The sequence below is a fragment of the Streptomyces sp. NPDC048420 genome (assembly GCF_040651535.1).
GTDB lineage: Bacteria > Actinomycetota > Actinomycetes > Streptomycetales > Streptomycetaceae > Streptomyces.
Window position 1 is genome coordinate 333,452 of record NZ_JBEZKG010000008.1, and the last position, 23,535, is coordinate 356,986.

General features: G+C 69.2%; 16 protein-coding genes, 1 tRNA gene and 2 pseudogenes. 6 read left to right on the top strand and 13 right to left on the bottom strand.

Annotation, left to right across the window (positions count from 1 at the left end):
- Positions 1 to 108: 108 nt before the first annotated feature.
- Positions 109 to 1,503 carry an aminotransferase class V-fold PLP-dependent enzyme gene (locus AB0D34_RS16960; RefSeq protein ID WP_362662222.1) on the top strand — a complete coding sequence of 465 codons (1,395 nt, stop codon included), beginning with the start codon at positions 109 to 111 and terminating at the stop codon, positions 1,501 to 1,503.
- On the top strand, positions 1,500 to 2,921 hold the full coding sequence (locus AB0D34_RS16965) for a SidA/IucD/PvdA family monooxygenase (protein WP_362662224.1): 1,422 nt from the start codon (positions 1,500 to 1,502) through the stop codon (positions 2,919 to 2,921). Before AB0D34_RS16960 ends, AB0D34_RS16965 begins: the two co-directional genes overlap by 4 nt.
- A gap of 45 nt (positions 2,922 to 2,966) precedes the next feature.
- On the opposite strand, the gene AB0D34_RS16970 is transcribed toward AB0D34_RS16965, so the two are convergent.
- Complete coding sequence (locus tag AB0D34_RS16970; protein WP_362662226.1) at positions 2,967 to 4,766, bottom strand: 5'-nucleotidase C-terminal domain-containing protein; 1,800 nt, start codon at positions 4,764 to 4,766, stop codon at positions 2,967 to 2,969.
- A gap of 127 nt (positions 4,767 to 4,893) precedes the next feature.
- On the opposite strand from AB0D34_RS16970, the gene AB0D34_RS16975 reads away from it, so the two are divergent.
- A complete protein-coding gene (locus AB0D34_RS16975) occupies positions 4,894 to 5,580 on the top strand; it encodes an SIMPL domain-containing protein (RefSeq protein WP_362662228.1) in 687 nt (228 codons plus the stop codon).
- Positions 5,581 to 5,725: 145 nt separating this feature from the next.
- Positions 5,726 to 7,162 carry a pyruvate kinase gene (gene pyk, locus AB0D34_RS16980; protein WP_362662230.1) on the top strand — a complete coding sequence of 479 codons (1,437 nt, stop codon included), beginning with the start codon at positions 5,726 to 5,728 and terminating at the stop codon, positions 7,160 to 7,162.
- A 6-nt stretch (positions 7,163 to 7,168) separates the two neighbouring features.
- Here pyk and AB0D34_RS16985 read toward each other — a convergent pair.
- The 3 genes and pseudogenes from AB0D34_RS16985 to AB0D34_RS16995 all read right to left on the bottom strand — a co-directional run.
- Positions 7,169 to 7,816: pseudogene (locus tag AB0D34_RS16985) on the bottom strand (helix-turn-helix domain-containing protein); the annotation flags it as partial.
- A gap of 207 nt (positions 7,817 to 8,023) precedes the next feature.
- Positions 8,024 to 8,158, bottom strand: a pseudogene (locus tag AB0D34_RS16990) (helix-turn-helix domain-containing protein); the annotation flags it as partial.
- An 86-nt stretch (positions 8,159 to 8,244) separates the two neighbouring features.
- Positions 8,245 to 8,329 (bottom strand) — tRNA-Leu (locus AB0D34_RS16995).
- A gap of 104 nt (positions 8,330 to 8,433) precedes the next feature.
- Here AB0D34_RS16995 and AB0D34_RS17000 point away from each other — a divergent pair.
- The gene (locus AB0D34_RS17000) at positions 8,434 to 9,090 is read left to right on the top strand and encodes a response regulator (protein WP_031041938.1); all 657 of its coding nucleotides are present in this window, start codon (positions 8,434 to 8,436) and stop codon (positions 9,088 to 9,090) included.
- A gap of 73 nt (positions 9,091 to 9,163) precedes the next feature.
- Here the strand turns inward: AB0D34_RS17000 and AB0D34_RS17005 are convergent, their stop codons facing one another.
- The 8 genes from AB0D34_RS17005 to AB0D34_RS17040 form a co-directional block, all read right to left on the bottom strand.
- On the bottom strand, positions 9,164 to 9,880 hold the full coding sequence (locus tag AB0D34_RS17005; RefSeq protein WP_007381330.1) for an ABC transporter ATP-binding protein: 717 nt from the start codon (positions 9,878 to 9,880) through the stop codon (positions 9,164 to 9,166).
- Positions 9,877 to 10,725, bottom strand: a complete 849-nt coding sequence (locus AB0D34_RS17010; RefSeq protein ID WP_362662352.1) for an ABC transporter ATP-binding protein — start codon at positions 10,723 to 10,725, stop codon at positions 9,877 to 9,879. The genes AB0D34_RS17005 and AB0D34_RS17010 overlap by 4 nt, the downstream gene beginning before the upstream one ends.
- 5 nt (positions 10,726 to 10,730) lie before the next feature.
- On the bottom strand, positions 10,731 to 12,497 hold the full coding sequence (locus AB0D34_RS17015; RefSeq protein WP_362662354.1) for a branched-chain amino acid ABC transporter permease: 1,767 nt from the start codon (positions 12,495 to 12,497) through the stop codon (positions 10,731 to 10,733).
- A gap of 5 nt (positions 12,498 to 12,502) precedes the next feature.
- Entirely contained in the window at positions 12,503 to 13,432 is a 930-nt protein-coding gene (locus AB0D34_RS17020; protein WP_362662232.1) for a branched-chain amino acid ABC transporter permease, read from the bottom strand.
- A 131-nt stretch (positions 13,433 to 13,563) separates the two neighbouring features.
- A complete protein-coding gene (locus AB0D34_RS17025) occupies positions 13,564 to 14,784 on the bottom strand; it encodes a branched-chain amino acid ABC transporter substrate-binding protein (RefSeq protein ID WP_362662234.1) in 1,221 nt (406 codons plus the stop codon).
- A 201-nt stretch (positions 14,785 to 14,985) separates the two neighbouring features.
- A complete protein-coding gene (locus tag AB0D34_RS17030; RefSeq protein WP_362662236.1) occupies positions 14,986 to 15,693 on the bottom strand; it encodes a hypothetical protein in 708 nt (235 codons plus the stop codon).
- Between the two features lie 106 nt (positions 15,694 to 15,799).
- The gene (locus AB0D34_RS17035) at positions 15,800 to 16,261 is read right to left on the bottom strand and encodes a hotdog fold thioesterase (RefSeq protein WP_362662238.1); all 462 of its coding nucleotides are present in this window, start codon (positions 16,259 to 16,261) and stop codon (positions 15,800 to 15,802) included.
- A 54-nt stretch (positions 16,262 to 16,315) separates the two neighbouring features.
- Positions 16,316 to 18,595, bottom strand: coding sequence for an FdhF/YdeP family oxidoreductase (locus AB0D34_RS17040; RefSeq protein WP_362662240.1), 2,280 nt, complete (start codon positions 18,593 to 18,595; stop codon positions 16,316 to 16,318).
- 228 nt (positions 18,596 to 18,823) lie between these two features.
- On the opposite strand from AB0D34_RS17040, the gene polA reads away from it, so the two are divergent.
- The gene (gene polA, locus AB0D34_RS17045; protein ID WP_362662242.1) at positions 18,824 to 21,553 is read left to right on the top strand and encodes a DNA polymerase I; all 2,730 of its coding nucleotides are present in this window, start codon (positions 18,824 to 18,826) and stop codon (positions 21,551 to 21,553) included.
- Between the two features lie 1,053 nt (positions 21,554 to 22,606).
- On the opposite strand, the gene AB0D34_RS17050 is transcribed toward polA, so the two are convergent.
- A complete protein-coding gene (locus AB0D34_RS17050) occupies positions 22,607 to 23,452 on the bottom strand; it encodes a DUF4184 family protein (RefSeq protein WP_362662244.1) in 846 nt (281 codons plus the stop codon).
- Positions 23,453 to 23,535 lie beyond the last annotated feature (83 nt).

Genomic DNA, 23,535 nt, shown 5'->3' on the forward strand with positions numbered 1-23,535 from the left:
CCGTACGGGAGGTACCCCCTTTCGGGTCAGGATCGTTGAACTCTCCGGGCGCGCGCACGCGGGCCGCGTCCAAGCTGGAAGCCCCCCCAGCGCCCCCGGAGGTCGACGATGCACACGCCGCCCCTGGCCTCGGGCCCCGAAGGCCCCTCCTCGCTGCGCCCGTTGCTGGACACGGTTCTGGAGGCGCTGGGGGAGGGGGCGCGGGCGCGTGGGGGCCCACTGCCGACGGGCGGGCCGGAGGCGGTCGCAGCCCGGGTACGCGACGCGCTGGGGACCGTACTCCCGGACGAGGGCGACCCGGAGGCCCTACGGCACCTGCTACGGGCCGTGGCGGAGGGCTCGGCGGACCCGGCGAACCCATTCTGCGCGGCCCACCTGCACTGTCCGCCGCTCGCGGTGGCCGCAGCGGCAGACCTGGCCGCCTCAGCGCTGAACCCATCCCTCGACTCCTGGGACCAGGCCCCGGCAGCCTCGGAGCTCGAGTCACTGGTGACACGGCGACTTGCTGAAGAGGTGTACTTCGAGACACCCAGGGGCGCGGGGAACTGCGCGACAAGCCCCCACCGGCCCGACGCTCTGATCACAACCGGTGGCACGGAATCAAACCAACTCGCCCTCCTCTTGGCCAGAGAGACACATGGACCCGGCGTCCGCCTCGTCTGCGGCGAGAACGCCCACCACTCCCTCCCAAGGGCCGCCTGGCTCCTGGGCCTGCCCGAGCCGGTGACCGTCCCCACCCCCCACGGCACCCTCGATCCCGCAGCCCTGGACACACTCCCGCCCGGACCGCTGCTCATCGCCGCCACGGCGGGCACCACCGACGCCGGCCTGATCGACCCACTGCCCGAGATCGCCGACTGGTGCGCACAGCGCGGCACCCGCCTGCACATCGACGCGGCCTACGGCGGAGGGCTCCTCTTCAGCGCACGGCACAGAGCCAAGCTCACCGGTCTGAGCGCCGCCCACACCGTGACCCTCGACCTCCACAAACTCGGCTGGCAACCCGTCGCCGCAGGACTCCTCGCCGTCCGCGACGGCCAAGACCTCACCGCCCTGAACCAACGCGCCGACTACCTCAACGCCGACGACGACACCGAGGCCGGCCTCCCCGACCTCCTCGGCCGCTCCCTGCGCACCACCCGCCGCCCCGACGTTCTCAAGATCGCCGTAACCCTGAGAACCCTGGGACGAACAGGACTCGCCGCCCTGGTCGACCAAGTCTGCGAGCGAGCACAGGAGTTCGCGCAGCTCGTCCACGACCACCCCGGATTCGAACTCCACGAACCCCCCACCATCAGCACGGTCCTGTTCCGACCGGCGAGCGCCACCGACGACGCCGTAGCCGCCGTACGCCGAAAACTCCTCACCGACGGCCGTGCCGTCCTCGGCCGAGCCCGCGCAGCAAACCGGCTCTGGCTCAAGGTCACCCTCCTCAACCCCACCACCCGGCCGGCCGACCTCGCCGGACTCCTGAACCTCGTGGAAGGAACCACCCCCCGATGAACCCCCACCCCCCACACCACGAGCCCGACGCACCCCGCGACCTCGTCGGCATCGGCATCGGCCCCTTCAACCTCTCCCTCGCCGCCCTCGCCCAGCCCCTCACCGCCCTCGACGCCGTCTTCTACGAACAGCGCCCCTCCTTCGACTGGCACCCCGGACTGCTCATCGACGGCGCCACCATCCAAGTCCCGTTCCTCGCCGACCTGGTGACCCTCGCCGACCCCGCCAGCGAGTGGACCTTCCTCAACTACCTGAAGGAGCGCGAGCGGCTCTTCCCCTTCTACTTCGCCGAGCGCTTCCACATCCAGCGCGCCGAATACGACGCCTACTGCCGCTGGGTCGCCGAGAACCTCCCCGGACTGCACTTCCGACACCAGGTCGACGCCGTCCGCTTCAACCCCGAACGCGACGTCTTCGAGGTCGACTTCACCCAGCTCGACACCGACGGCGAGGCCGAGGCACTGGGCCGTACGTACACCAAGAACATCGTCCTCGGCATCGGCACCGAGCCCTACGTACCCGAACCCCTCAAGCCCCTCGTCGAGGCCCCCGGCGTACCCGTCGTCCACGCCAGCGACTACCTCGCCCACCGTCAAAAGCTCCTCGCCGCCGAGCACGTCACCGTCGTCGGCTCCGGACAGTCCGGCGCCGAGGTCTTCCTCGACCTGCTACGAGGCCGCCCCGCAGGCCGCGAGCAGCTGCACTGGATCGGCCGCACCGAGGCCTTCGCACCCATGGAGTACTCCAAGCTCGGCCTCGAACACTTCACCCCCGACTACACCCGCTACTTCCACGCCCTCCCCGAAGGCGTCCGCGACCGCCTCACCACCACCCAGTGGCAGCTCCACCGGGGCATCGACGCCGCCACCATCGCCGACATCCACGACGAGCTCTACCGCCGCACCCTGCACGGCGGCTGGCCCGACGCCGTCCTCACCCCCGGCGTCCGCGTCCGCACCGCCGGCCGGATCGCCACCACCAAGATCGAACTCCACCTGGAACACATCCAGCAGAACACCCGCTCCCGGCTCACCACCGACGCCGTCGTCCTCGCCACCGGCCACCGCGAACGCCCCCTCGACCGCATCCTCGCCGGACTCGACCCCTACCTGCGCCGCGACAGCCGCGAACGCCCGCGAATCGACGACCAGTTCCGCCTCGACCTCGACCCGTCCGTCACCGGCGCCGACTGTCATGTGTACGTCCAGAACGCCGAACGCCACACCCACGGCGTCGGCACCCCCGACCTAGGCCTCGCCGCCTGGCGCAGCGCCACCATCCTCAACACCGTCACCGGCAAACAGGCCTACCCCCTCCCGGCCCGCACCGCCTTCACCACCTTCGGCCTCGAACCCCGACCGCAGATCCCACCGGCCCGCACAGCCCCCGCACTCACCCCCCTGGTCGAAGGACGGTGAGCAGGCCGGCGACGGCGCCCGTGTCGACGTCGCCGGCGCGAACCTCTAGAACACCGGCGTACCGTCCCGCGTCAGCCTCCAGTCCACCGACGCGAAGTCCTTCGGGTCCAGCACACCCTTCGCGGTCACCCACTCCGCGATCCGCGTCCGGATCTCCGTCGACTCCGACCACAGCTCGGTCGCGGAGGCCACGTGCGGGAACGCACCGCCGCCGTTCGCACGGTAGTTGTTCACCGCGAACACGAACTGCTGCCCGTCGTCCAGCGCGGCCCCGTTGTACGTCAGGTTCTTGATCCGCGAACCCGCCGCCTGCGCGATGTCGATGTCGTACGACAGCCCCGACACGTAGTCGTAGTTGTAGTCCGGACGGTTGCCCGCGTTCGTCAGCTTCTCCACGTCGACCGCCGCACCCGCCGCCGTCTGCACGAAGTACTGCGCCGAGTACTCCAGGTACGCCCTGAGCTGCGCCCCCGTCATCAGCTTCGCGACCAGCGTGTTGTCGTACACGTACAGGCTGGACAGATCCCGGATCGTCACCTCGCCGGCCGGGATCTCCGACGTCCGCGAGAACGGCGACGCCTGCGCGATGACCGGCAGCGACGCGTACTCCGTGGACGCCAGTGCCGCCCTCACCACGTCCTCCTGGACCTTCGTGATCAGGTCGATGATCGGCGCGTCCTTGTAGCGCGCCTCGACCGTCGTCAGCGTCTCCGTCGCCGTACCCACGACCTGGTTGACGTACGCGACGACAACGTCGTGGTCGGCCTTCAGCAGCTTGGTGATCTTCGGATCGTCCGCGACCGAGTTCGAGTTCAACACCTTCGACGACACCGACTCGACCGACCAGCGACCCTTCTCCAGGACCAACTCGAAGTCGAACAGCGACAACCGCTCCGCATACGCCAACGGCTCCGACAGCACGACCGTCTTCCCGGTCTCCGTGTTGGTGACCTTCAGCTCCGGGATCTCCACATGCGCGTGCCCGACCAGAATCGCGTCGATCCCCGGCACCTGCTGCGCCACCAACGCCGCCGAGTTCTCGACATACGGCAACTGGTCACCGTACGACGACGTCCCCGACGACCCCGAGTGCGCCGACACGATCACCACGTCCGCACCCATCGACCGCAGCTTCGGCACCCACTTCGCCGCCTGCTCCTCAAGCCCCGGAAACGTCAACTTCCCCTGCACATAAGCCTTGTCCCAGATCGCGATACCCGGATTCGTCAGACCCAGCACCGCCACCTTCACCGGCGGCGCACCCTGCACACAGAACTTCTTGATGAAGTACGGCGGGAAAGCGGGCTTCTGCGTCTTCGCGTCCAGCGCGTTCGCGCCAAGCAGCGGGAAGTCGCACTGCTCCTCGAACTTCCGCAGCGTCTCGATGCCGTAGTTGAACTCGTGGTTCCCGAGCGCCACCGCGTCATACCCGATCGCGTTCATCGCCGCCGCCATCGGATGCACCGGACCACCCTTCGCGGTGATCGGGTCGACCTTCGCGTAGTAGTACGTCAGCGGAGTGCCCTGAATCGTGTCGCCCGCGTCGAGCAGCAGCGTGTTGCGCCGACCCTTCTCCGCGCGCACCTGGTTCACCAGCGTCGAGATCCGGGACAGCCCCTGCGCGTTGCCCGCGGCGTCCTTGTACTCCGCGTCCTTGAAGTAGTCCCAGTTGAAGACATGACCGTGCAGGTCGGTGGTGCCCATGACCGTGAGCGAGTACCGCTTCTTCCGACCCTTCCCGGCCTCCGCGGCCTGGGCCGCCGGAGCACCCACGGCACCGGCCAGCGCGACACCCGCACCGGTCACGGCGGACTTCTCCAGGAACTTCCTGCGGTTCAAGGGCATGTCTGGATCTCCTCGGGGAACGGTCAACAACGCGCGTAGATTCTGACCCGCACATGTCGAACGGCAACAGTCCCCACAGGTTTCGATCTGGTGACTCAACGCGCGAAAACTGACACAGTGAGTCGTTATGACCGTTCCCTACGGCACCCCCGACGCACCCCGCATCGCCGTCCGCGGCGAAGCCCACCTCGAAGTCGACCCCGAGATCGCCCGCCTCGGCATCACCGTCGCCTCCCGCGGCAAGGACCGCCGCACCGCCCTCGACGACCTCACCCGCCGCAACACAAGCGTCCTCGACCTGCTGAAGGCCTACGGCGACGCCGTCGAACGCCTCGAAACCGGCTCCTTCTCCGTCACCCCGGAGCTGAAGGAACACGGCCGCGGCGAACGCGTCCACGCCTACCACGGCCGCGTCCACATCACCGCGGAGCTGACCGACTTCACGGCACTGGGCGAACTTACGACGCGGCTGGCCGACCTGGAGTTGACGAGGGTCGACGGCCCCTGGTGGGCCCTGCGCCGCGACTCGCCCGCCCACCGGGAAGCACGCCAACAGGCGGTCAGGGAAGCCGTCCAGCGGGCCAGGGAGTACGCGGAAGCACTGGGCACGTCACTCGCCTCATTGGTCGAACTCGCCGACATCGGAGCGGAAGACCCCGAACCCCGCTTCGTCGGCAAGGCCAGCCGCGCACGCTCCATGGCCTACGAGGCCGCGGCGGACACCTCGGCCGCCCCCCTCGACCTCGAACCCCAACGCCAACACGTCCACGCCCAGGTCAACGCACGCTTCACGATGGCACCACCGACGCTGTGAGCGCGGGGTCGGATTTGCATTCGGAATGCTCATCGGAGCGGGGGCGCGCACACTTCAACCCTTGTCAATAGCCCTTCACCCAAAGGTTGTTGAGTCGTCATGCCCACCCAATTGCCTACCCATCGGTAAGGTCTAGGGTCGAAACATGCGCCGAGCAAAGATCGTCTGCACCCTGGGCCCCGCCACCCACTCCTACGACCAGATCAAAGCCCTGGTCGACGCCGGAATGGACGTAGCCCGCTTCAACCTCAGCCACGGCAGCTACGCCGAACACGAGGAGCGCTACCACCACGTCCGCAAGGCCTCCGACGAGTCCGGCCACAGCGTCGGCCTCCTCGCCGACCTTCAGGGCCCGAAGATCCGCCTCGGCCACTTCGGTGAGGGACCCGTACTCCTTGAACGCGGGGACGCGTTCACCATCACGGTGGAGGAGGGCGCGGAGGGCGACCAGCGGTCGTGCGGGACGACGTACGGGGGTCTGGCGGCGGATGTCGGCGTGGGCGAGAGGATCCTCGTCGATGACGGCAAGGTCTGCCTGGAGGTCACGTCGGTGGAGGGCCCGCGGGTCCACACGACGGTCGTCGAGGGCGGCATGGTGTCGGACCACAAAGGCCTGAACCTCCCCGGTGTGGCCGTATCGGTCCCGGCACTCTCGGAGAAGGACGAAGAGGATCTGCGCTGGGCCCTGCGCATGGGCTTCGACGTGATCGCGCTGTCCTTCGTGCGTTCGGGGCGGGACATCGAGGAAGTCCACCGGATCATGGACGAGGCGGGGCGGCGCGTCCCGGTCATCGCCAAGGTGGAGAAGCCGCAGGCGGTCGAGGCGATCGACGACATCGTGGCCGCCTTCGACGGCATCATGGTCGCGCGTGGTGACCTGGGCGTGGAGATGCCCCTTGAGCAGGTGCCGATCGTCCAGAAGCGGGCGATCAAACTGGCGAAGCGGAACGCCAAGCCGGTGATCGTCGCGACGCAGATGCTGGACTCGATGATCGAGAACTCGCGGCCGACGAGGGCTGAGGCGTCGGATGTGGCGAACGCGGTGATCGACGGCACGGATGCGGTGATGCTGTCGGGCGAGACGAGCGTCGGGAAGTACGCGGTCGAGACGGTCCGGACGATGGCGAAGATCGTGGAGGCGGCGGAGGAGGACATCCTCGCGAAGGGGCTGCCGCCGCTGACGGAACGGAACAAGCCTCGTACCCAGGGAGGGGCTGTCGCCCGGGCGGCGGCGGAGATGGGCGACTTCCTCGGCGCCAAGTTCCTGGTGGCCTTCACCCAGTCGGGCGACACGGTTCGTCGACTGTCGCGGTACCGGTCCCCGATCCCGCTGCTGGCGTTCACTCCGGAGCCTTCGACACGGTCGCAGCTGAATCTGACGTGGGGTGTGGAGACGTTCCTCGGCCCGCAAGTCGACTCCACGGACGCGATGGTGGACCAGGTGGACGAGCTGCTGCTGCGGTACGGCCGCTGCGAGAAGGGTGACGTGGTGGTGATCACGGCGGGTTCGCCGCCCGGGGTTTCCGGGTCGACGAACCTGGTCCGGGTGCATCACGTCGGCGAGGATGACAGTCCCAGGTAGGGGTGGTCAGTGCTTGGGGCCTACGTGGGTGTCGAGCAGGGCTACTGAGGCTTTGCGGGCGATCGAGATGTTGTGCTTGTTCGCCTGCTTCCAGTCGACGCCCACGTGGTCGAGGGTGTCGGTGAAGAGCCAAAGGATGTCGCCCGACAGGTTGATGAAGAAGTACCGGGGGTATTCGTAGCGCCTGCGCTCACCGGCTACGACTCGGGTGGTCCAGTTGGTGATGCGACACCCGTCGGAGTGGATGAGGCCTCGGATGAACTCCCAGGGGTGGGCGTCGACGACCTCCTGCTGCCAGGGCTCCAGGGCGATGGCGCGCTGGTGCTTCTTGCCGGGGCCGTGTTGCGGGAACATGCATGGCAGATGGTTGGAGGAGAGCTTCAGGTCGTGGCATCCCGCCTTGGCAGCGCGACAGACGGCGTTACCAGGGAAGACTGAGCGCATTGCTCGCTCGCACTCATCCATGAGTCCTGGCCAGGAGTCGTCGCACGTGATGACAAGGAACGGGCTTCTGTGGCCGGACCAGTGAACGATGTAGCCATCCCCGAGATACAAGCCGAGCAAGTAGGCGTACGCGACGGGGTCGAGCGGGCGGCCATCGCAACGTGGGCACTTGGGAGTCTGCCTGCCTGGGCACTCGCCGCGCCGGGCCCGGGGTGGCGTCCCGCCAGGTGGTGTAGCGGATCAAGGCGCCGGAATCCGCAGGTCATCGCCGCATCGGTGCGGTTCGGGGCCGCGCATGGCGCTGACGGCAGGTCAGCCGCTGCGCGACCCGGGAGCCATGTCCCATGGCGTGGCCGACGCGCGGTTACCGGAACTCGTCGAGCAAGGTCGCTTACACCACGAAGAGGGACACGACCGGGCCCGATCCAGATGCAGCCATTTGCCGATCGTTCCCACGGGAATGTTGAGCTGGCGGGCGACATCCGCGTTCCTCGCGCCCTCGTGCAGCAGTGTGATTGCCTTCTGTCGAACCTCAGTGCTGTGCAAGTTCATGCGACTACCCTGAGTGAGTGATCGCGACTGCGTGCAGTGAAAAGCGGATGTTCACGAGAACGTGGACATCCGCTATTTCCTAAAGGTGCCCGGTGTGGGATTCGAACCCACACGCCCCGAAGGGCACGGCGGTTTGAGCGCCGCGTGTCTCGCCTGTTCCACCAACCGGGCTGGCTGGGTAGCTGAACGGAAGCATACCGGGTCACCGTACCTGCCCGCCTCTAGGTAGGCTGCACAAGCAGCAGTACCTGCCCGGCCCGTAACAAGGAGCCCCCGTGACCGCCCCCGAGTCGCCCCAGCCCGTAGACGCGCCCGACGACGACAAGTCGCACGTGCCTCCGCTGACGACCCGTGTCGTCATTGCCGAGGACGAGGCGCTGATCCGTCTCGACCTCAAAGAGATGCTGGAGGAAGAGGGCTACAGCGTCGTAGGCGAGGCCGGTGACGGTGAGCAGGCCGTCGAGCTCGCCCGTGAGCACAAGCCCGACCTGGTCATCCTCGACGTGAAGATGCCCAAGCTGGACGGCATCTCCGCCGCCGAGAAGATCGCGGAAGAGCGCATCGCGCCCGTCCTCATGCTCACCGCGTTCTCGCAGCGCGACCTCGTCGAGCGGGCGAGGGACGCCGGTGCCATGGCGTACCTCGTGAAGCCGTTCAGCAAGAGCGACGTCGTGCCGGCGATCGAGATGGCCGTCTCACGGTTCACCGAGCTCAGGGAGCTGGAGAACGAGGTCGCCGATCTCACCCTCCGCCTGGAGACCCGCAAGCTGGTGGACCGGGCGAAGTCGATCCTGCAGACGTCGTACGGGCTCACCGAGCCCGCCGCGTTCCGGTGGATCCAGAAGACCTCGATGGACCGGCGTATGTCGATGCAGCAGGTCGCGGAGGCCGTCATCCAGGACGCCGACGAGAAGAAGGCCAACAAGGGCTGAGCTCGACGGCCACAACGGACCGAGGCCCGCGTCCCCAGCAGGGGGCGCGGGCCTCGTCGTACAGCCGAACAGATCAGTCTTCGCCGAGGTAGGCCTTTCGGACCGACTCGTCGTGCAGCAGGTCTTGTCCGGTGCCGGACAGGACGATGTTGCCGACCTCCATGACGTGGCCCTGGTCGGCCAGGGACAGCGCCGCCTGGGCGTTCTGCTCGACCAGGAGGATCGTCGTGCCCTGGGACTTCAGCTCGACGATGGTCGCCATGATCTTCTGCATCATGATCGGTGAGAGGCCCATGGAGGGCTCGTCGAGCATGAGCAGCTTCGGCTGGGACATGAGCGCGCGGCCCATGGCCAGCATCTGCTGCTCGCCGCCGGACAGCGTGCCCGCTGCCTGGTTGCGGCGCTCGCCCAGGATCGGGAAGAGCTCGTAGGCGCGCTGTATGTCCTTCTCGATCCCTTCCTTGTCCTTCCTCAGGAACGCTCCGAGCTGGAGGTTCTCGAAGATGGTCAGGCGGGGGAAGATGTGCCGGCCTTCGGGGGAGTGGGCGAGCCCGAAGGAGACGATCTTGTGGGCGGGGATGCCGCTGAGGGGCTTGCCGTCGAAGAGGATCTTGCCGGACGTCGGCTTCAGCAGCCCGGACAGGGTCCTGAGCGTGGTCGTCTTGCCGGCGCCGTTGGTGCCGATGAGGGTGACGACCTGGCCGGCTTCGACGCTGAAGGAGATGCCTTTGACGGCTTCGATCTTGCCGTAGGAGACCCGGAGGTCCTCGACTTCCAGGAGGGCGGTCACTGGGCGTCTCCCTTGGTGCCGGTGGTGCTCTGTGCCTCGGCGGCCTCGACTTCCGCTGCCTCTGCTTCGCCGGGTTCGCCTTCGAAGGGTTCGCCGAGGTAGGCGGCGATGACGCGTTCGTCGGCCTGGACGACGTCGGAGGTGCCTTCGACGAGTTTCTCGCCCTGGACGAGGACGGCGACGCGGTCGGAGAGGTTGAAGACGAAGCGCATGTCGTGCTCGATGAGCAGGACGGCGACGCCCTGGTCGCGGATGGCGAAGACCAGGTCTTCGGTGGCGCGGGTCTCCTGCGGGTTCATGCCGGCCGTCGGCTCGTCGAGCAGGAGCAGGCCGGGCTCGGAGGCGAGCGCGCGGGCGATTTCCAGCTTGCGCTGTTCGCCGTAGGGCAGGTTGCGGGCGAGGTGGTCGCGTTTGCCTTCGAGGCCGATGAACTCCAGGAGTTCCATGGCGCGTTCCTCGCTGGCCTTTTCCGCCTTCTTGAAGCCGGGGCCGCGCAGCAACGCCGACCAGAGGCCTTCCTTCGTCCGCGTGTGGCGCCCGACGAGGACGTTCTCCAGGACCGTCATGTTGGCGAACAGGCGGATGTTCTGGAAGGTGCGGGCGATGCCGGCCTGGGTGACCAGGTGCGGCTTGGGCGGCAGCACGGTGCCCTTGTAGGAGACGGTGCCCTCGGTGGGGACGTACAGGCCGGTGAGGCAGTTGAAGAAGGTGGTCTTGCCGGCGCCGTTGGGGCCGATCAGGCCGACGATCTCGCCCGCGTTGACGGTGAAGTCGACCGAGCGGACAGCGGTGAGGCCGCCGAAGCGCATGGTGACGTTGCGGGCTTCGAGTACAGGTGTCGTCATGGTGCTCACGCCCCCGCCTTCGTGACGGTGGGTTGGTCGGTCAGTGTGGTCGTATCCGGTACGTCGAGTTGGCCGGTCTCGTGGAATTCGAGCTGGCGGCGGCGGTTGGCGATGATGCCTTCGGGGCGGAAGCGCATCAGCAGGATGAGGGCGATGCCGAAGGCCAGCAGCGACTTGTCCTGGAGGAAGACCAGCTTCTCGGGCAGCAGGTAGAGCAGGGCCGCGCCGAGGAGCGGGCCGGCGACCGTGCCCATGCCGCCCAGGACGACCGCGGCCAGCAGGAACGCCGAGTTGGGGGGCGTCGATCCGGCGAACTGGTACGGCGTCGGGACGACGCTGTAGGTGACGTGGGCACTGACGGTGCCGGCCAGACCGGCCAGGGCGGCGCCCAGGGCGAAGGCGACGAGCTTGACGCGGAAGCCGTTGATGCCCATGGCGGTGGCGGCGGTCTCGTCCTCGCGGATCGCGATCCAGGAGCGGCCGATGCGGGAGTCGGCGGCGCGGGTGTAGACCAGGACCACGATGGCCATGATCAGCACCATCAGGAGGTAGTAGTTGGCGAAGCGGCCCAGGGTGAAGCCGCCGACGTCGTGGGCTTCGCCGAGGTTGAACCCGAACAGCTTGAGGTCGGGGATGGAGGGGATGCCGTTGGGCCCGTTGGTGATGTCGGGTCCGGATTCGCCGTCCATGTTGTTGACGGCGATGCGGAAGATCTCTCCGAAGCCCAGGGTGACGATGGCGAGGTAGTCGCCGCGCAGGCGCAGGGTGGGGGCGCCGATCAGCACGCCGAAGATCAGCGAGGCGGCGGCGCCGGTCAGGGCGGCGGCCCAGAAGGGGAAGTGGACGCCGGAGATGGTGGAGAACTCGGAGCCGGAGACCAGGGCGGCGGTGTAGGCGCCGACGCCGAGGAAGGCGACGTATCCCAGGTCGAGCAGGCCCGCGAGGCCGACGACGATGTTCAGGCCCAGCGCGACGGTCCCGAAGATCAGGATGTTGACGCCGATGTTGGCGTAGTGGTCGTCGGTCTGGGTGAAGGGGAACGCGATCGCGGCGGCGAAGCCCATGGCGAGCGTGAAGCTGCGGTTGTGGGCGACGGTCCGGGAGAAGCGGTCGATCAGGCCCGCGGTGTGCAGCGCCCAGATGGCGAAGACGACCACGATCAGGTAGCCGATGAACAGCTCGCCGTACTCGGTGTCGATGCCGTAGGTGAACACGGCCAGACCGATGATCGTGGCGATGGTGATGACCGCGCGCTCCAGCCAGGGGCTCAGGGGCTGGGGGGCGGGGATTTTGTCGGGCTTGGCGAGGTACGCCTTGATGTTCTCCTTGGTGTCGTCCGTGCGCGGCTCGGGGAGAGCGAAGGCGCCGATGACGGGCAGGAGGGAGGCGACGGCGGCGACCCAGCCGCCCGGCTCCAGGTTGGCGAGGCCGCCGAGTTCGGCTGCGATCGAGATGATCGTGTACCAGGTGACGCCGAAGCCGCCGAGGGCGGTGAGCACCAGGGGCGCGTTGTTGCGGGCGGGGATGAGCCATCCCAGGCCGCGGACGCCGTACGAGGAGAGGGCGAACAGCGCGGTGAGGGCGCCGGCGATGAGGGTCAGCCACTGGAGGCCGCCGGGGTAGCCGGTGACGGTGAGGTCGCCGGGGAATTCGGAGGTCCAGGTCCAGGCGAGGAACGTGGAGGCCGCCGTGGCGATGCCGCCGGCGAGGAGGAGCGCGCGGGCTGCCGCGAGGGGCAGCGGGATGAGGCCGCGGGTGGTGGTGTCGGTCATGGTGGTCACGCCCTGTCCGCGACGCGTTCGCCGAGCAGGCCCTGTGGCCTGACGAGGAGAACGATGATGAGGAGCGCGAAGGCCCAGACGTTGGCCCAGCTCTGGCCGCCGAGTTTGTCCATGCCGGGGATGCCGTCGATGTAGGCGGAGGCGAGGGTTTCGGCGACGCCGAGGACCAGGCCGCCGAGCATGGCGCCGTAGATGTTGCCGATGCCGCCCAGGACGGCGGCGGTGAAGGCCTTGAGGCCCATCAGGAAGCCCATGCGGTAGTCGATGTTGCCGTACTTGAGGCCGTAGGCGACCGCGGCGACGGCGGCGAAGAAGCCGCCGATGGCGAAGGCGATGACGATGATGCGGTTGGTGTCGATGCCCATGAGCTGTGCGGTGTCCGGGTCCTGGGCAGTGGCCTGCATGGCGCGGCCGGTGCGGGACTTGCGCACGAAGAAGGCGAGCGCGGACATGCAGATGATGGCGGCCACGACGAGGAAGATGTCGGCGTCCTTGATGGTGACGGAGCCGATGTCGTGGGTGGTGTCCAGGCCGGGGAAGGCGACCGCGCGGTCGGCGCCGGGGTAGAAGTTGCGGACGACTTCCTGCAGGGCCAGGGAGAGGCCGATCGCGGTGATGAGCGGTGCGAGCCGTGGTGCTCCGCGCAGGGGTCTGTAGGCGAACCGTTCCGCTCCGACCGCGATGAGGATCGCGACGATGCCGCCGCCGACCAGCATCAGGGGGACGGCGACGGCCATCGAGACGCCGTCGGGAAGGATGTAGAAGTAGACCGTGAAGGCGCCGAAGGCGCCGGTCATGAAGATCTCGCCGTGCGCGAAGTTGATGAGCTGGACGATGCCGTACACCATCGTGTAGCCGATGGCGATCAGCCCGTACATCGAGCCCAGAAGCAGCCCGTTGGCCAGCTGCTGCGGCAGGGTGTTCACCGCGTGGCCTCCATTGTCGCTGGTGGTCGTGTGCACTGGTGGTGTGCAGGGGTGGGGTGTGGCAAGGGCCGCGCGGTCGGGGTCCCCTTCCGCGCGGCCCGTCGTGAGGTGGTGCTGTGCAGCCGGCTGGACTAGCTGGCGGTGCCGGTCTTCACGGCCTTCCACGCACCCTTGGTGACCTGGTAGACGGTGAGCTGCTTGTTGGTGGTGTCGCCGTACTCGTCGAAGGCGACCTTGCCGGAGATGCCTTCGAAGTCGGACTTCTGGACGCCGTCGACGACCGAGGAGCGCAGGGCGTTGATGTCGCTGGGGACCTTGCCGCCGTTGGCGTCGACGGCGGCCTTCACGGCCTTGATGATGGCGGTGGTGGCGTCGTACGAGTAGGCACCGTAGGCGCCGTAGTCACCCTTGTAGCCCTTGGACTTGTAGGTCTCGATGAACGTCTTGGCGGCGGGCAGGGTGTCCGCGGGGACGCCGATCGCGGTGGCGAGGTCGCCCTCGGTCTCGGTGCCGCCGGCCTCGATGTAGGTGGAGGCGAACATGCCGTCGCCGCCGAAGAGCGGGATCTTGACTCCGCCGTCCTTCATCTGCTTGGTGATCAGCGCCGACTCGTCGTACTGGCCGCCGTAGTAGAGCAGGTCGGCGCCGGACTTCTTGATCTTGGTGACGAGGGAGCCGTAGTCCTTGTCGCCGGTGTTGACGTGGTCGGTGCCGACCACGGTGCCACCGAGCTTCTTGAACTGCTCGTTGAAGATCTTGGCCAGGCCGGCGCCGTAGGTCTGCTTGTCGTCGACGACGAAGGCCTTCTTCTTCTTGAGGCCGTTGTACGCGTAGTCGGCGGCGAAGCTGCCCTGGAGCTCGTCCGTGGTGGCGGTGCGGAAGTACGTCTTGAACGGCCGCTTCTTGTCCGTCTGCCAGTTCTTGCCCTGGGTCAGCTCGGGGGCGGTGTTCGAGGGGGAGATCTGGACCATGTTGGCCGAGGCGAAGACCTGCTGCATGGTCTGGGCGACGCCGGAGTTCAGCGGGCCGACGGCGCCTACGGCGGTCTTGTCGCCGGTGATCGCGGTCGCGTTGGACTGGCCGGTGGCCGGCTGCGCCTTGTCGTCGAACGCCTTCAGCTTGAAGGTGACGCCGGGGACGAGCTTGTTCTTGTTGGCGTCGTCGACGGCGATCTGGGCGCCGTACTGGATGCCGAGACCGGTGGTGGAGTTCTCGCCGGACAGCGGGGCGTCCACGCCTATGGTCAGGGTCGTGCCACCCCCGCTGTCGCTGTCGCCGCCCTTGTCGTCTCGGGAGCCGCAGGCGGTGAGCGTCAGAGCCCCCGTCGCCATGACGGAGGTCAGTATCACCATGGAACGTCGCACAATCAGTCCTTTCCGCAGGCACTCGCGCCCTCGTGGGTGCGGCTTGTGCCGCGCTGGTACCGAACTCCCGATGGAGCGGTGACTGGCCGTGACTCTAAGCCCGGTTTGCAGGCAGGGGCATCGCTGTGCGCTGGCTTGTGACTTTCTTGTTATGACGTGATGGATGGTGGGCTTCCGAGAAGAGCACTCTCAGCCGCTCTGGGTTCCTTCGCGGTCCGCATTTTGAGAACCTGCACTTCCGCTTGGCCGTCGGGCCTGCGGCGCCGCTGTCGGGGGGCAGGCGCCTCGAAGGAGCTCGAAAAGGTCGTGGGAGTACGCGCGGCCGAAGATGAAGCTGTGGTGTTGTATTGCGCGCGTGTTACGCAGCGTTACGTCAAGAAATGGTAGGTCGGCATTCAGGGGCAGCCCCGAGCAGTCGGATACCGATATCTCCACGGTGACCCGGCGTGTCGTGCCGGCGTGCACGGTGAAGGCCTCGGGCAGGGCGTGGGCGGTGAGGCCGGTGAAGGCGGCGCCGGTGACCTGGAGGGTGACGGGCGGCCCGCTGTGGACGTCGACGGCGAACCGGAAGCGTCCGCTGGTGGGGCGGGTGCCGGGGGCCTCGGGGAGGTCGGCGGAGCCGAGGTAGCGCCAGGCGGTGACGTTGGCGGGCCAGGGGACGGGGGTGTCCTGCGGCTCGGGGTGCCGGTCTTCGGAGAGGGCGCGGGGGAGGAGGACTCCGGCCGCGAGCAGGGCGATCGCGGTGGTGGTCAGGGTGGCCTTGCGGGCGCGCGGTGACATCCTGCCCCACCGCGCGTTCCAACGGTCCGTCAGCCGGGGCTCGTCGGCTCCGATGACGTCGTAACTGTCCCCCGTCTCCGGCGAGTCGACGGGCTCGACGGGACCGATACCGGTCATGGGAGAACGGTAGGGGAGCCGGGGGGCGGTGCCCAGTCGGCGGGCGGGTGCGTGACTGGGGCCCGGGTGCGGGTGTTCTCCGTCGGCATGCACCGCCGGGCAGGCGTCAACGGCCGGGGGCGTCCCGCAGCAGGCAGGTCAGTCGGGCGGTGCAGACGCGTCGGTCCTCCTCGTCGCTGATCACGATCTCGTATGTCGCGGTGGACCGGCCCCGGTGCACCGGTGTGGCGACGCCGGTCACGAGGCCCGAGCGCACGCCCCGGTGGTGGGTGCAGTTCAGGTCGACGCCCACCGCGATCTTCGAGCTTCCGGCGTGCATCATCGAGCCGACGGACCCGAGGGTCTCGGCCAGTACGGCCGAGGCGCCGCCGTGGAGCAGGCCGTAGGGCTGGGTGTTGCCCTCGACCGGCATGGTGCCGACGACCCGGTCCGCCGAGGCCTCGACGATCTCCACGCCCATGCGGGTGCCCAGGTGCCCGGCCGAGAACATGGCGACGATGTCGACGCCGAGCGCCGCGTACTCGTCGATGACCTCCTGCGGGAAGGTGGCGTGCTGCTTCTCACCCATGAAGCCGGGCTCCGTTCGTCAGGGTCGCTACGACCGCCTGTGCTGAGCAAACGCTCAGTCGGTCGCCGATTGTTCCAGACGTACGACGACTGACTTGCTGGCCGGGGTGTTGCTGGTGTCGGCGGTGGCGTCCAGCGGCACCAGGACGTTGGTCTCGGGGTAGTAGGCGGCGGCGCAGCCCCGGGCCGTCGGGTAGTGCACGACCCGGAAGCCGGGGGCCCGCCGCTCCACGCCGTCCTTCCACTCGCTGACGAGGTCGACGTACGACCCGTCGGCGAGCCGGAGCCGGTCGGCGTCCTCGGGGTTGACCAGGACGACCCGGCGGCCGTTCTTGATACCCCGGTAGCGGTCGTCGAGGCCGTAGATCGTGGTGTTGTACTGGTCGTGCGAGCGCAGGGTCTGCAGCAGCAGCCGGCCCTCGGGCAGCTCGGGGTACTCGACGGGCGCGGCGGTGAAGTTGGCCTTGCCGGTGGCGGTGGGGAAGCGGCGCTCGTCGCGCGGTGCGTGCGGCAGGGTGAAGCCGCCGGGCTGTGCCACGCGCGCGTTGAAGTCCTCGAAGCCGGGGATCACGCGGGCGATGCGGTCGCGGATGGTGGCGTAGTCCTTCTCGAACTCCTCCCAGGGTGTGCGGCTGTTCTCGCCGAGGACCCGGCGGGCCAGCCGGCACACGATGGCAGGCTCGGACAGGAGGTGCCCGCTCGCGGGCTCCAGGCGGCCCCGGGAGGCGTGCACCATGCCCATGGAGTCCTCGACGGTCACGAACTGCTCGCCACTGCCCTGCAGGTCGCGCTCGGTGCGGCCGAGGGTGGGCAGGATCAGGGCACGCGCGCCCGTGACCGCGTGCGAGCGGTTGAGCTTGGTCGACACGTGCACGGTCAGCCGGGCGCGGCGCATGGCGGCCTCGGTGACGTCGGTGTCGGGAGAGGCGGAGACGAAGTTGCCGCCCATGGCGAAGAAGACCTTGGCCTCGCCGTCGCGCAGGGCGCGGATGGCGCGCACCACGTCGAAGCCGTGCTCACGCGGCGGGGCGAAGCCGAACTCCTTCTCCAGGGCGTCCAGGAAGGCGGGCGCGGGGCGTTCGAAGATGCCCATGGTGCGGTCGCCCTGGACGTTGGAGTGGCCGCGGACCGGGCAGACGCCGGCGCCGGGGCGGCCGATGTTGCCGCGCAGGAGGAGGAAGTTGACCACCTCGCGGATGGTCGGCACGGAGTGCTTGTGCTGGGTGAGGCCCATGGCCCAGCAGACGATGGTTCGCTCGGAGGCGAGGACCATGGAGAGGGCCTCCTCGATCTCCTTCTTGGACAGGCCGGTCGCGGTGAGCGTCTCGTCCCAGTCGGCGGCGCGGGCGGCCGCGGCGAACTCCTCGTAGCCGTGGGTGTGTTCGGCGACGAAGGCCTCGTCGACGGCGCCTTGGGTGTCGAGGATCAGCTTGTTGAGGAGGCGGAAGAGGGCCTGGTCGCCGCCGATGCGGATCTGCAGGAACAGGTCGGTGAGCGCGGCGCCCTTGAGCATGCCCTGGGGGGTCTGCGGGTTCTTGAAGCGCTCCAGACCGGCTTCGGGCAGCGGGTTGACGCTGATGATCTTCGCGCCGTTCGCCTTGGCCTTCTCCAGGGCGGAGAGCATGCGCGGGTGATTGGTGCCCGGGTTCTGTCCGGCGACGATGATCAGGTCGGCCTTGTAGAGGTCGTCGAGCAGGACGCTGCCCTTGCCGATGCCGATGGTCTCGCTGAGCGCCGAACCGGACGACTCGTGGCACATGTTGGAGCAGTCCGGCAGGTTGTTGGTGCCGAGCTCGCGGGCGAAGAGCTGGTAGAGGAACGCGGCCTCGTTGCTGGTGCGTCCCGAGGTGTAGAAGACGGACTCGTCGGGGGAGTCGAGTCCGGCGATCTCCTCGGCGACGATGTCGAAGGCGCGCTCCCAGGTCACCGGTTCGTAGTGGGTGCCGCCCTCGGGGACGTACATGGGGTGGGTGAGCCGCCCCTGCTGGCCCAGCCAGTAACCGCTCCTGGTCGCGAGGTCGGCGACGGGGTGCGCGGCGAAGAGCTCCGGGGTGATCCGGCGCAGGGTGGCTTCCTCGGCGACCGCCTTCGCGCCGTTCTCGCAGAACTCCGCCGCGTGCCGGTGGTCGGGCTCGGGCCAGGCGCAGCCCGGGCAGTCGAAGCCGTCCTTCTGGTTGACCCGCAGCAGCGTCAGCGCGGTGCGCTTCACGCCCATCTGCTGCTGGGCGATGCGCAGGGTGTGGCCGATGGCCGGGAGGCCGGCCGCCGCGTGTTTCGGCTCGGCGACCTGCGGCGCGTCCTGAACCGGGTCCGCCTTGGGCGGCTTCGTTGCCATCGCGCACTCTCCTTCGCGTACACGTGCGAGTACGTTCTCGATCCTCCCATGTGCCGCTGACAACGTCGGGTGCCGGGCTGGGGGAGCTCACGGCGACGGCCGCCGGGCTGTGGCAGGGGCGCGGGCAGGCGCGTCTCCTGCGCGGGTGTGTGCCTTCGTGATCACCGGTCCCGGTGCCGTGCCCACCGTGGCACCCGACTGTCAGTGCCGCGTGGCAGGATCGGGGACGTGGCAGAGACAGCAGCGAAGAAGACCGACACCAGCCCCGGCGGCAGCCGCCCGCGCCTGATGCTCATGGACGGGCACTCGCTGGCCTATCGCGCGTTCTTCGCGCTGCCCGCGGAGAACTTCACCACCGCGACCGGCCAGCCGACGAACGCGATCTACGGCTTCGCGTCGATGCTGGCCAACACCCTGCGCGACGAGGCGCCCACCCACTTCGCGGTGGCCTTCGACGTGTCCAGGAAGACCTGGCGCTCCGAGGAGTTCACCGAGTACAAGGCCAACCGCTCCAAGACGCCGGACGAGTTCAAGGGCCAGGTCGAGCTGATCGGCGAGGTCCTCGACGCGATGCACGTCTCGCGGTTCGCGATCGACGGCTTCGAGGCCGACGACGTCATCGCCACGCTCGCCACCCAGGCCGAGGCCGAGGGCTTCGAGGTGCTGATCGTCACCGGCGACCGGGACTCCTTCCAGCTGGTCTCCGAGCACACCACCGTGCTGTACCCGACCAAGGGCGTCTCCGAGCTGACCCGGTTCACCCCGGAGAAGGTCTTCGAGAAGTACGGCTTGACGCCCGCCCAGTACCCCGACTTCGCGGCCCTGCGCGGCGACCCGTCCGACAACCTCCCCGGCATCCCCGGCGTCGGCGAGAAGACCGCCGCGAAGTGGATCAACCAGTTCGGCTCGTTCGCGGAGCTGGTCGAGCGCGTCGAGGAGGTCAAGGGCAAGGCCGGTCAGAACCTCCGCGACCACCTGGAGGCCGTCAAGCTCAACCGCCGCCTCACCGAGATGGTGCGCACGGTGGAGCTGCCGAAGACGGTCACCGACCTGGAGCGCCTGCCGTACGACCGCAAGACGCTCGCGATGATCCTGGACACCCTGGAGATCAGGAACCCCTCGCTGAGGGAGCGGCTGCTGGCCGTCGACCCGGGAGCCGAGGAGGCCGAGGGCACCCCGGTCGCCGCGCCGGGTGTGGAGGTGGACGGCAAGGTGCTCGGCACCGGCGAGCTGGCCGGCTGGCTCGCCGAGCACGGCACCCAGCAGCCCCTGGGCCTCGCCACGGTCGACACCTGGGCCCTCGGCACCGGCTCGGTCGCCGAGGTCGCGCTCGCCGCGTCCGGCGGGGCGGCCGCCTGGTTCGACCCGTCCGAGCTGGACGAGGCCGACGAGAGGGCGTGGGCGGCCTGGCTGGCCGACGCCGACCGCCCCAAGGTCCTGCACAACGCCAAGGGCGCCATGCGGGTCTTCGCCGAGCACGGCTGGAGCATCGCCGGCGTCGGCATGGACACCGCGCTCGCCGCGTACCTGGTCAAGCCGGGCCGTCGGTCCTTCGACCTGGACGCGCTGTCCCTGGAGTACCTGGGCCGGGAGCTGGCGCCCGCCGCCGCGGCCGACGGGCAGCTCGCCTTCGGCGCGGACGACGGAGCCGAGGCCGAGGCGCTGATGATCCAGGCGCGGGCCGTGCTCGACCTGGGTGCCGCCTTCGAGGGCCGCCTGGAGGAGGTCGGCGCGGCGGACCTGCTGCGTGACATGGAGCTGCCCACCTCCGCCCTGCTGGCCCGCATGGAGCGGCACGGCATCGCGGCCGACCGGGCCCACCTGGAAGCCATGGAGCAGATGTTCGCCGGCGCGGTCCAGCAGGCCGTGAAGGAGGCCCACGCGGCGGCCGGGCACGAGTTCAACCTCGGCTCGCCCAAGCAGCTCCAGGAGGTCCTCTTCGGTGAGCTGGGCCTGCCGAAGACGAAGAAGACCAAGACCGGCTACACCACCGACGCCGACGCACTGGCCTGGCTCGCCACCCAGACGGACAACGAACTGCCGGTGATCATGCTCCGGCACCGTGAGCAGGCCAAGCTGCGGGTGACCGTGGAGGGCCTGATCAAGACGGTCGCGGCGGACGGACGTATCCACACCACGTTCAACCAGACGGTCGCGGCGACCGGGCGGCTGTCCTCCACGGATCCGAACCTGCAGAACATCCCCGTCCGTACGGACGAGGGGCGGGCGATTCGGCGCGGGTTCGTGGTCGGCGAGGGCTTCGAGTCCCTCATGACCGCGGACTACAGCCAGATCGAGCTGCGGGTGATGGCCCACCTGTCCGAGGACGAGGGGCTCATCGAGGCGTTCACGTCCGGCGAGGACCTGCACACCACCGCCGCCTCGCAGGTGTTCGCCGTCGAGCCCGGCGCGGTCGACGCGGAGATGCGGCGCAAGATCAAGGCTATGTCGTACGGGTTGGCCTACGGGTTGTCCGCGTTCGGGCTCTCGCAGCAGCTGAACATCGAGGCGGGCGAGGCGCGGGCGTTGATGGACGCGTACTTCGAGCGGTTCGGCGGGGTGCGGGACTATCTGCGGCGGGCGGTCGACGAGGCGCGGGCCACGGGGTACACGGCGACGCTGTTCGGGCGGCGGCGGTATCTCCCCGACCTCAACAGCGACAACCGGCAGCGGCGTGAGGCGGCCGAGCGGATGGCTCTGAACGCGCCGATCCAGGGCACGGCGGCGGACATCGTCAAGATCGCCATGCTCAAGGTGGACAGGGCGCTGCGGGAGGCGGACCTCACGTCCCGCATGCTGCTCCAGGTCCACGACGAAGTCGTGCTGGAGATTGCGCCGGGGGAGCGGGAGGCGGCGGAGGAGATCGTGCGGCGGGAGATGTCGGACGCGGTGCGGTTGAGCGTGCCGCTTGGGGTTTCGGTGGGGGATGGGGCGGACTGGGAGTCCGCCGCGCACTAGGTGTGGTTGTCGTGTTGGGTGCGGGTTGGGTGGGGGCTGGTGTTGTGCGCAGTTCCCCGCGCCCCTGAGGTGCCTGCGGGTTGCCTCCGGCGGTTGGGCGGGGTTCGGTTGTTGGTTGTCTGCGGGCCGGTGGGGGCTGGTGTTGTGCGCAGTTCCCCGCGCCCCTGGATGCCTGCGGCGGCCTGTTGCGGTTCGGTGGGGGCGTGTGTAGCGCGTGCGGTGTGTTGTGGGTCGGGGCCGGGGTGGGGGGTATCCGTCCTCGGTCCGGCGGCTCGGTCACTTCAACAGGGCTCGGTAACGGACGCCGGCCGCTGCGGGCGGACACCCCCCACCCCGTCCCCTTGCCGCCGTACGCGGCCAACGGCCCATCGTGGCGCGCGGTGCGGCGAACGGCCCGTCGCGGCGCGGGGGAGCGGGGAACGGTCCGTCGTGGTGCGCGAGGTGGTCGGCGGTCCGTCGCGGCGCAGGCGACTGCACCTCCCTAGGGGCGCGGGGAACTGCGCGACCAGCCCCCACCGGGCCGCACCCGCCACACGACCGGACCCGGCACCCCCGATAGGCGCCCGGCCCAAGCCCAGCGCAGCTGCCCGCGGGGAACTGCGCGACCAGCCCCACCGCCCCGCACCCGCCACACGACCGAACCCGGCACCCCCACAGGCACCCGGCCCCATCACTCTCGTGGCCCCCACAACAACGCCCCCACCCCCGCCCCCGTCCAGGATGCGGTCATGGGTATACGCATGCTCCACCGCCGGACGGCCCACGCGGCCGCCGCAAGCACCGCCCGTGTCCCCCTCGACCTCGCGACTCTCCTGCGCCGGGCGCGACCCAGGGCGGTAGGCCCCCGGATCCCGGCCCGCCTCGCCACCGCAGGTCTACGGCACCGTCTCACCGGCCGCGAGCGGGACGGAGTAGGAGAAGGACCCCGGGAGCCGTCCGGGCACCGGCTGTGGGCCGAGTTGGCGCTCAGTTATCTGGCCCTTGCTCTCACTCTGCTGCCCCGGTCCCGGCCGATGCCCACGATGACGGTGTTCGTCGCGTCGGCGGGAAACGTCAGCGGGCGACCGGAAGGCCGGACTCTTCCGGGTCACCGGACGCCGGAGCCGGACGCCACAGCCTGACGCCCGCGGCGTACAGCAGTACTCCGAGTGTCAGTCCGGCCCCGGCGCCGAAGCAGAGGGTCGGGATCAGTTCCCAGGGCCTCGCGGTGGAGCCCCAGTACGCCCACCACCGGGAGGCCCGCTGCACCGCCCCCACCGTCATGCACGCGCCGATCACGGCCACCGCCCAGTACCTGTCCCGCGCCGACAGCGCGGGCACGCCCCGCGGCTCGGCCGTCATCGGTGCCCGGCGCAGGGCGTAGGCGCAGCACGCGGCGATCACGAGGGCCGCCGCCGCTGAACTCCCGTATTGGAGGTACCAGTACAGAGGGGAGCCGGCCAGTTCCCTTCCCAGGAAGGGGAACAGCCGCATGCCCCATCGGTCGTGATGGGTGAACGCGTCCCACACGACATGGGTCAGCGCTCCGAGCGCAGCGGAGACGTACCAGCGGACGACCAGTCCGGTGCGTACCCGCGCGCGTGGTGTCCCGCAGCGCAGAAGCGCCGCCGGCCTGCCCTGCCGTCCTCGCGGCAGCAGGGCCACCAGGGGCTCGCGCAGCAGCAGCCACAGGCCCACCAGTGCCCAGGCCACGAGCACGTCGACCGTGAGGACGCCCGGGAAGGAGTGCGTGAACGTGCCGAACTCCATCGCCCCGGAAGCGACACTCGCCGCGAAGTAGGTCATGTCGGGTGAGAAGGATCCGGCCACGAGGACGGCCGGAACCAGTCGGCCCCGGCCGGACCCGTCGGCGCGCACCGCGGGCAGTACCGCCGCCGCATGGCTCAGGGTGAACGGCAACGGAGCTCCTCACGAAGGACGTTGGCCGGGTGGCGGCCCGGGTGATCGGTTCCGTCCAGTATGAGCGACGCGTCCCGGCACCG

Coding starts and splice junctions, on each gene's coding strand:
- AB0D34_RS16960 (WP_362662222.1), top strand. CDS start 109: ATGCACACGCCGCCCCTGGCCTCGGGCCCCGAAGGCCCCTCCTCGCTG.
- AB0D34_RS16965 (WP_362662224.1), top strand. CDS start 1,500: ATGAACCCCCACCCCCCACACCACGAGCCCGACGCACCCCGCGACCTC.
- AB0D34_RS16970 (WP_362662226.1), bottom strand. CDS start 4,766: ATGCCCTTGAACCGCAGGAAGTTCCTGGAGAAGTCCGCCGTGACCGGT.
- AB0D34_RS16975 (WP_362662228.1), top strand. CDS start 4,894: ATGACCGTTCCCTACGGCACCCCCGACGCACCCCGCATCGCCGTCCGC.
- pyk (WP_362662230.1), top strand. CDS start 5,726: ATGCGCCGAGCAAAGATCGTCTGCACCCTGGGCCCCGCCACCCACTCC.
- AB0D34_RS17010 (WP_362662352.1), bottom strand. CDS start 10,725: ATGACGACACCTGTACTCGAAGCCCGCAACGTCACCATGCGCTTCGGC.
- AB0D34_RS17015 (WP_362662354.1), bottom strand. CDS start 12,497: ATGACCGACACCACCACCCGCGGCCTCATCCCGCTGCCCCTCGCGGCA.
- AB0D34_RS17025 (WP_362662234.1), bottom strand. CDS start 14,784: ATGGTGATACTGACCTCCGTCATGGCGACGGGGGCTCTGACGCTCACC.
- AB0D34_RS17030 (WP_362662236.1), bottom strand. CDS start 15,693: ATGACCGGTATCGGTCCCGTCGAGCCCGTCGACTCGCCGGAGACGGGG.
- AB0D34_RS17035 (WP_362662238.1), bottom strand. CDS start 16,261: ATGGGTGAGAAGCAGCACGCCACCTTCCCGCAGGAGGTCATCGACGAG.
- AB0D34_RS17040 (WP_362662240.1), bottom strand. CDS start 18,595: ATGGCAACGAAGCCGCCCAAGGCGGACCCGGTTCAGGACGCGCCGCAG.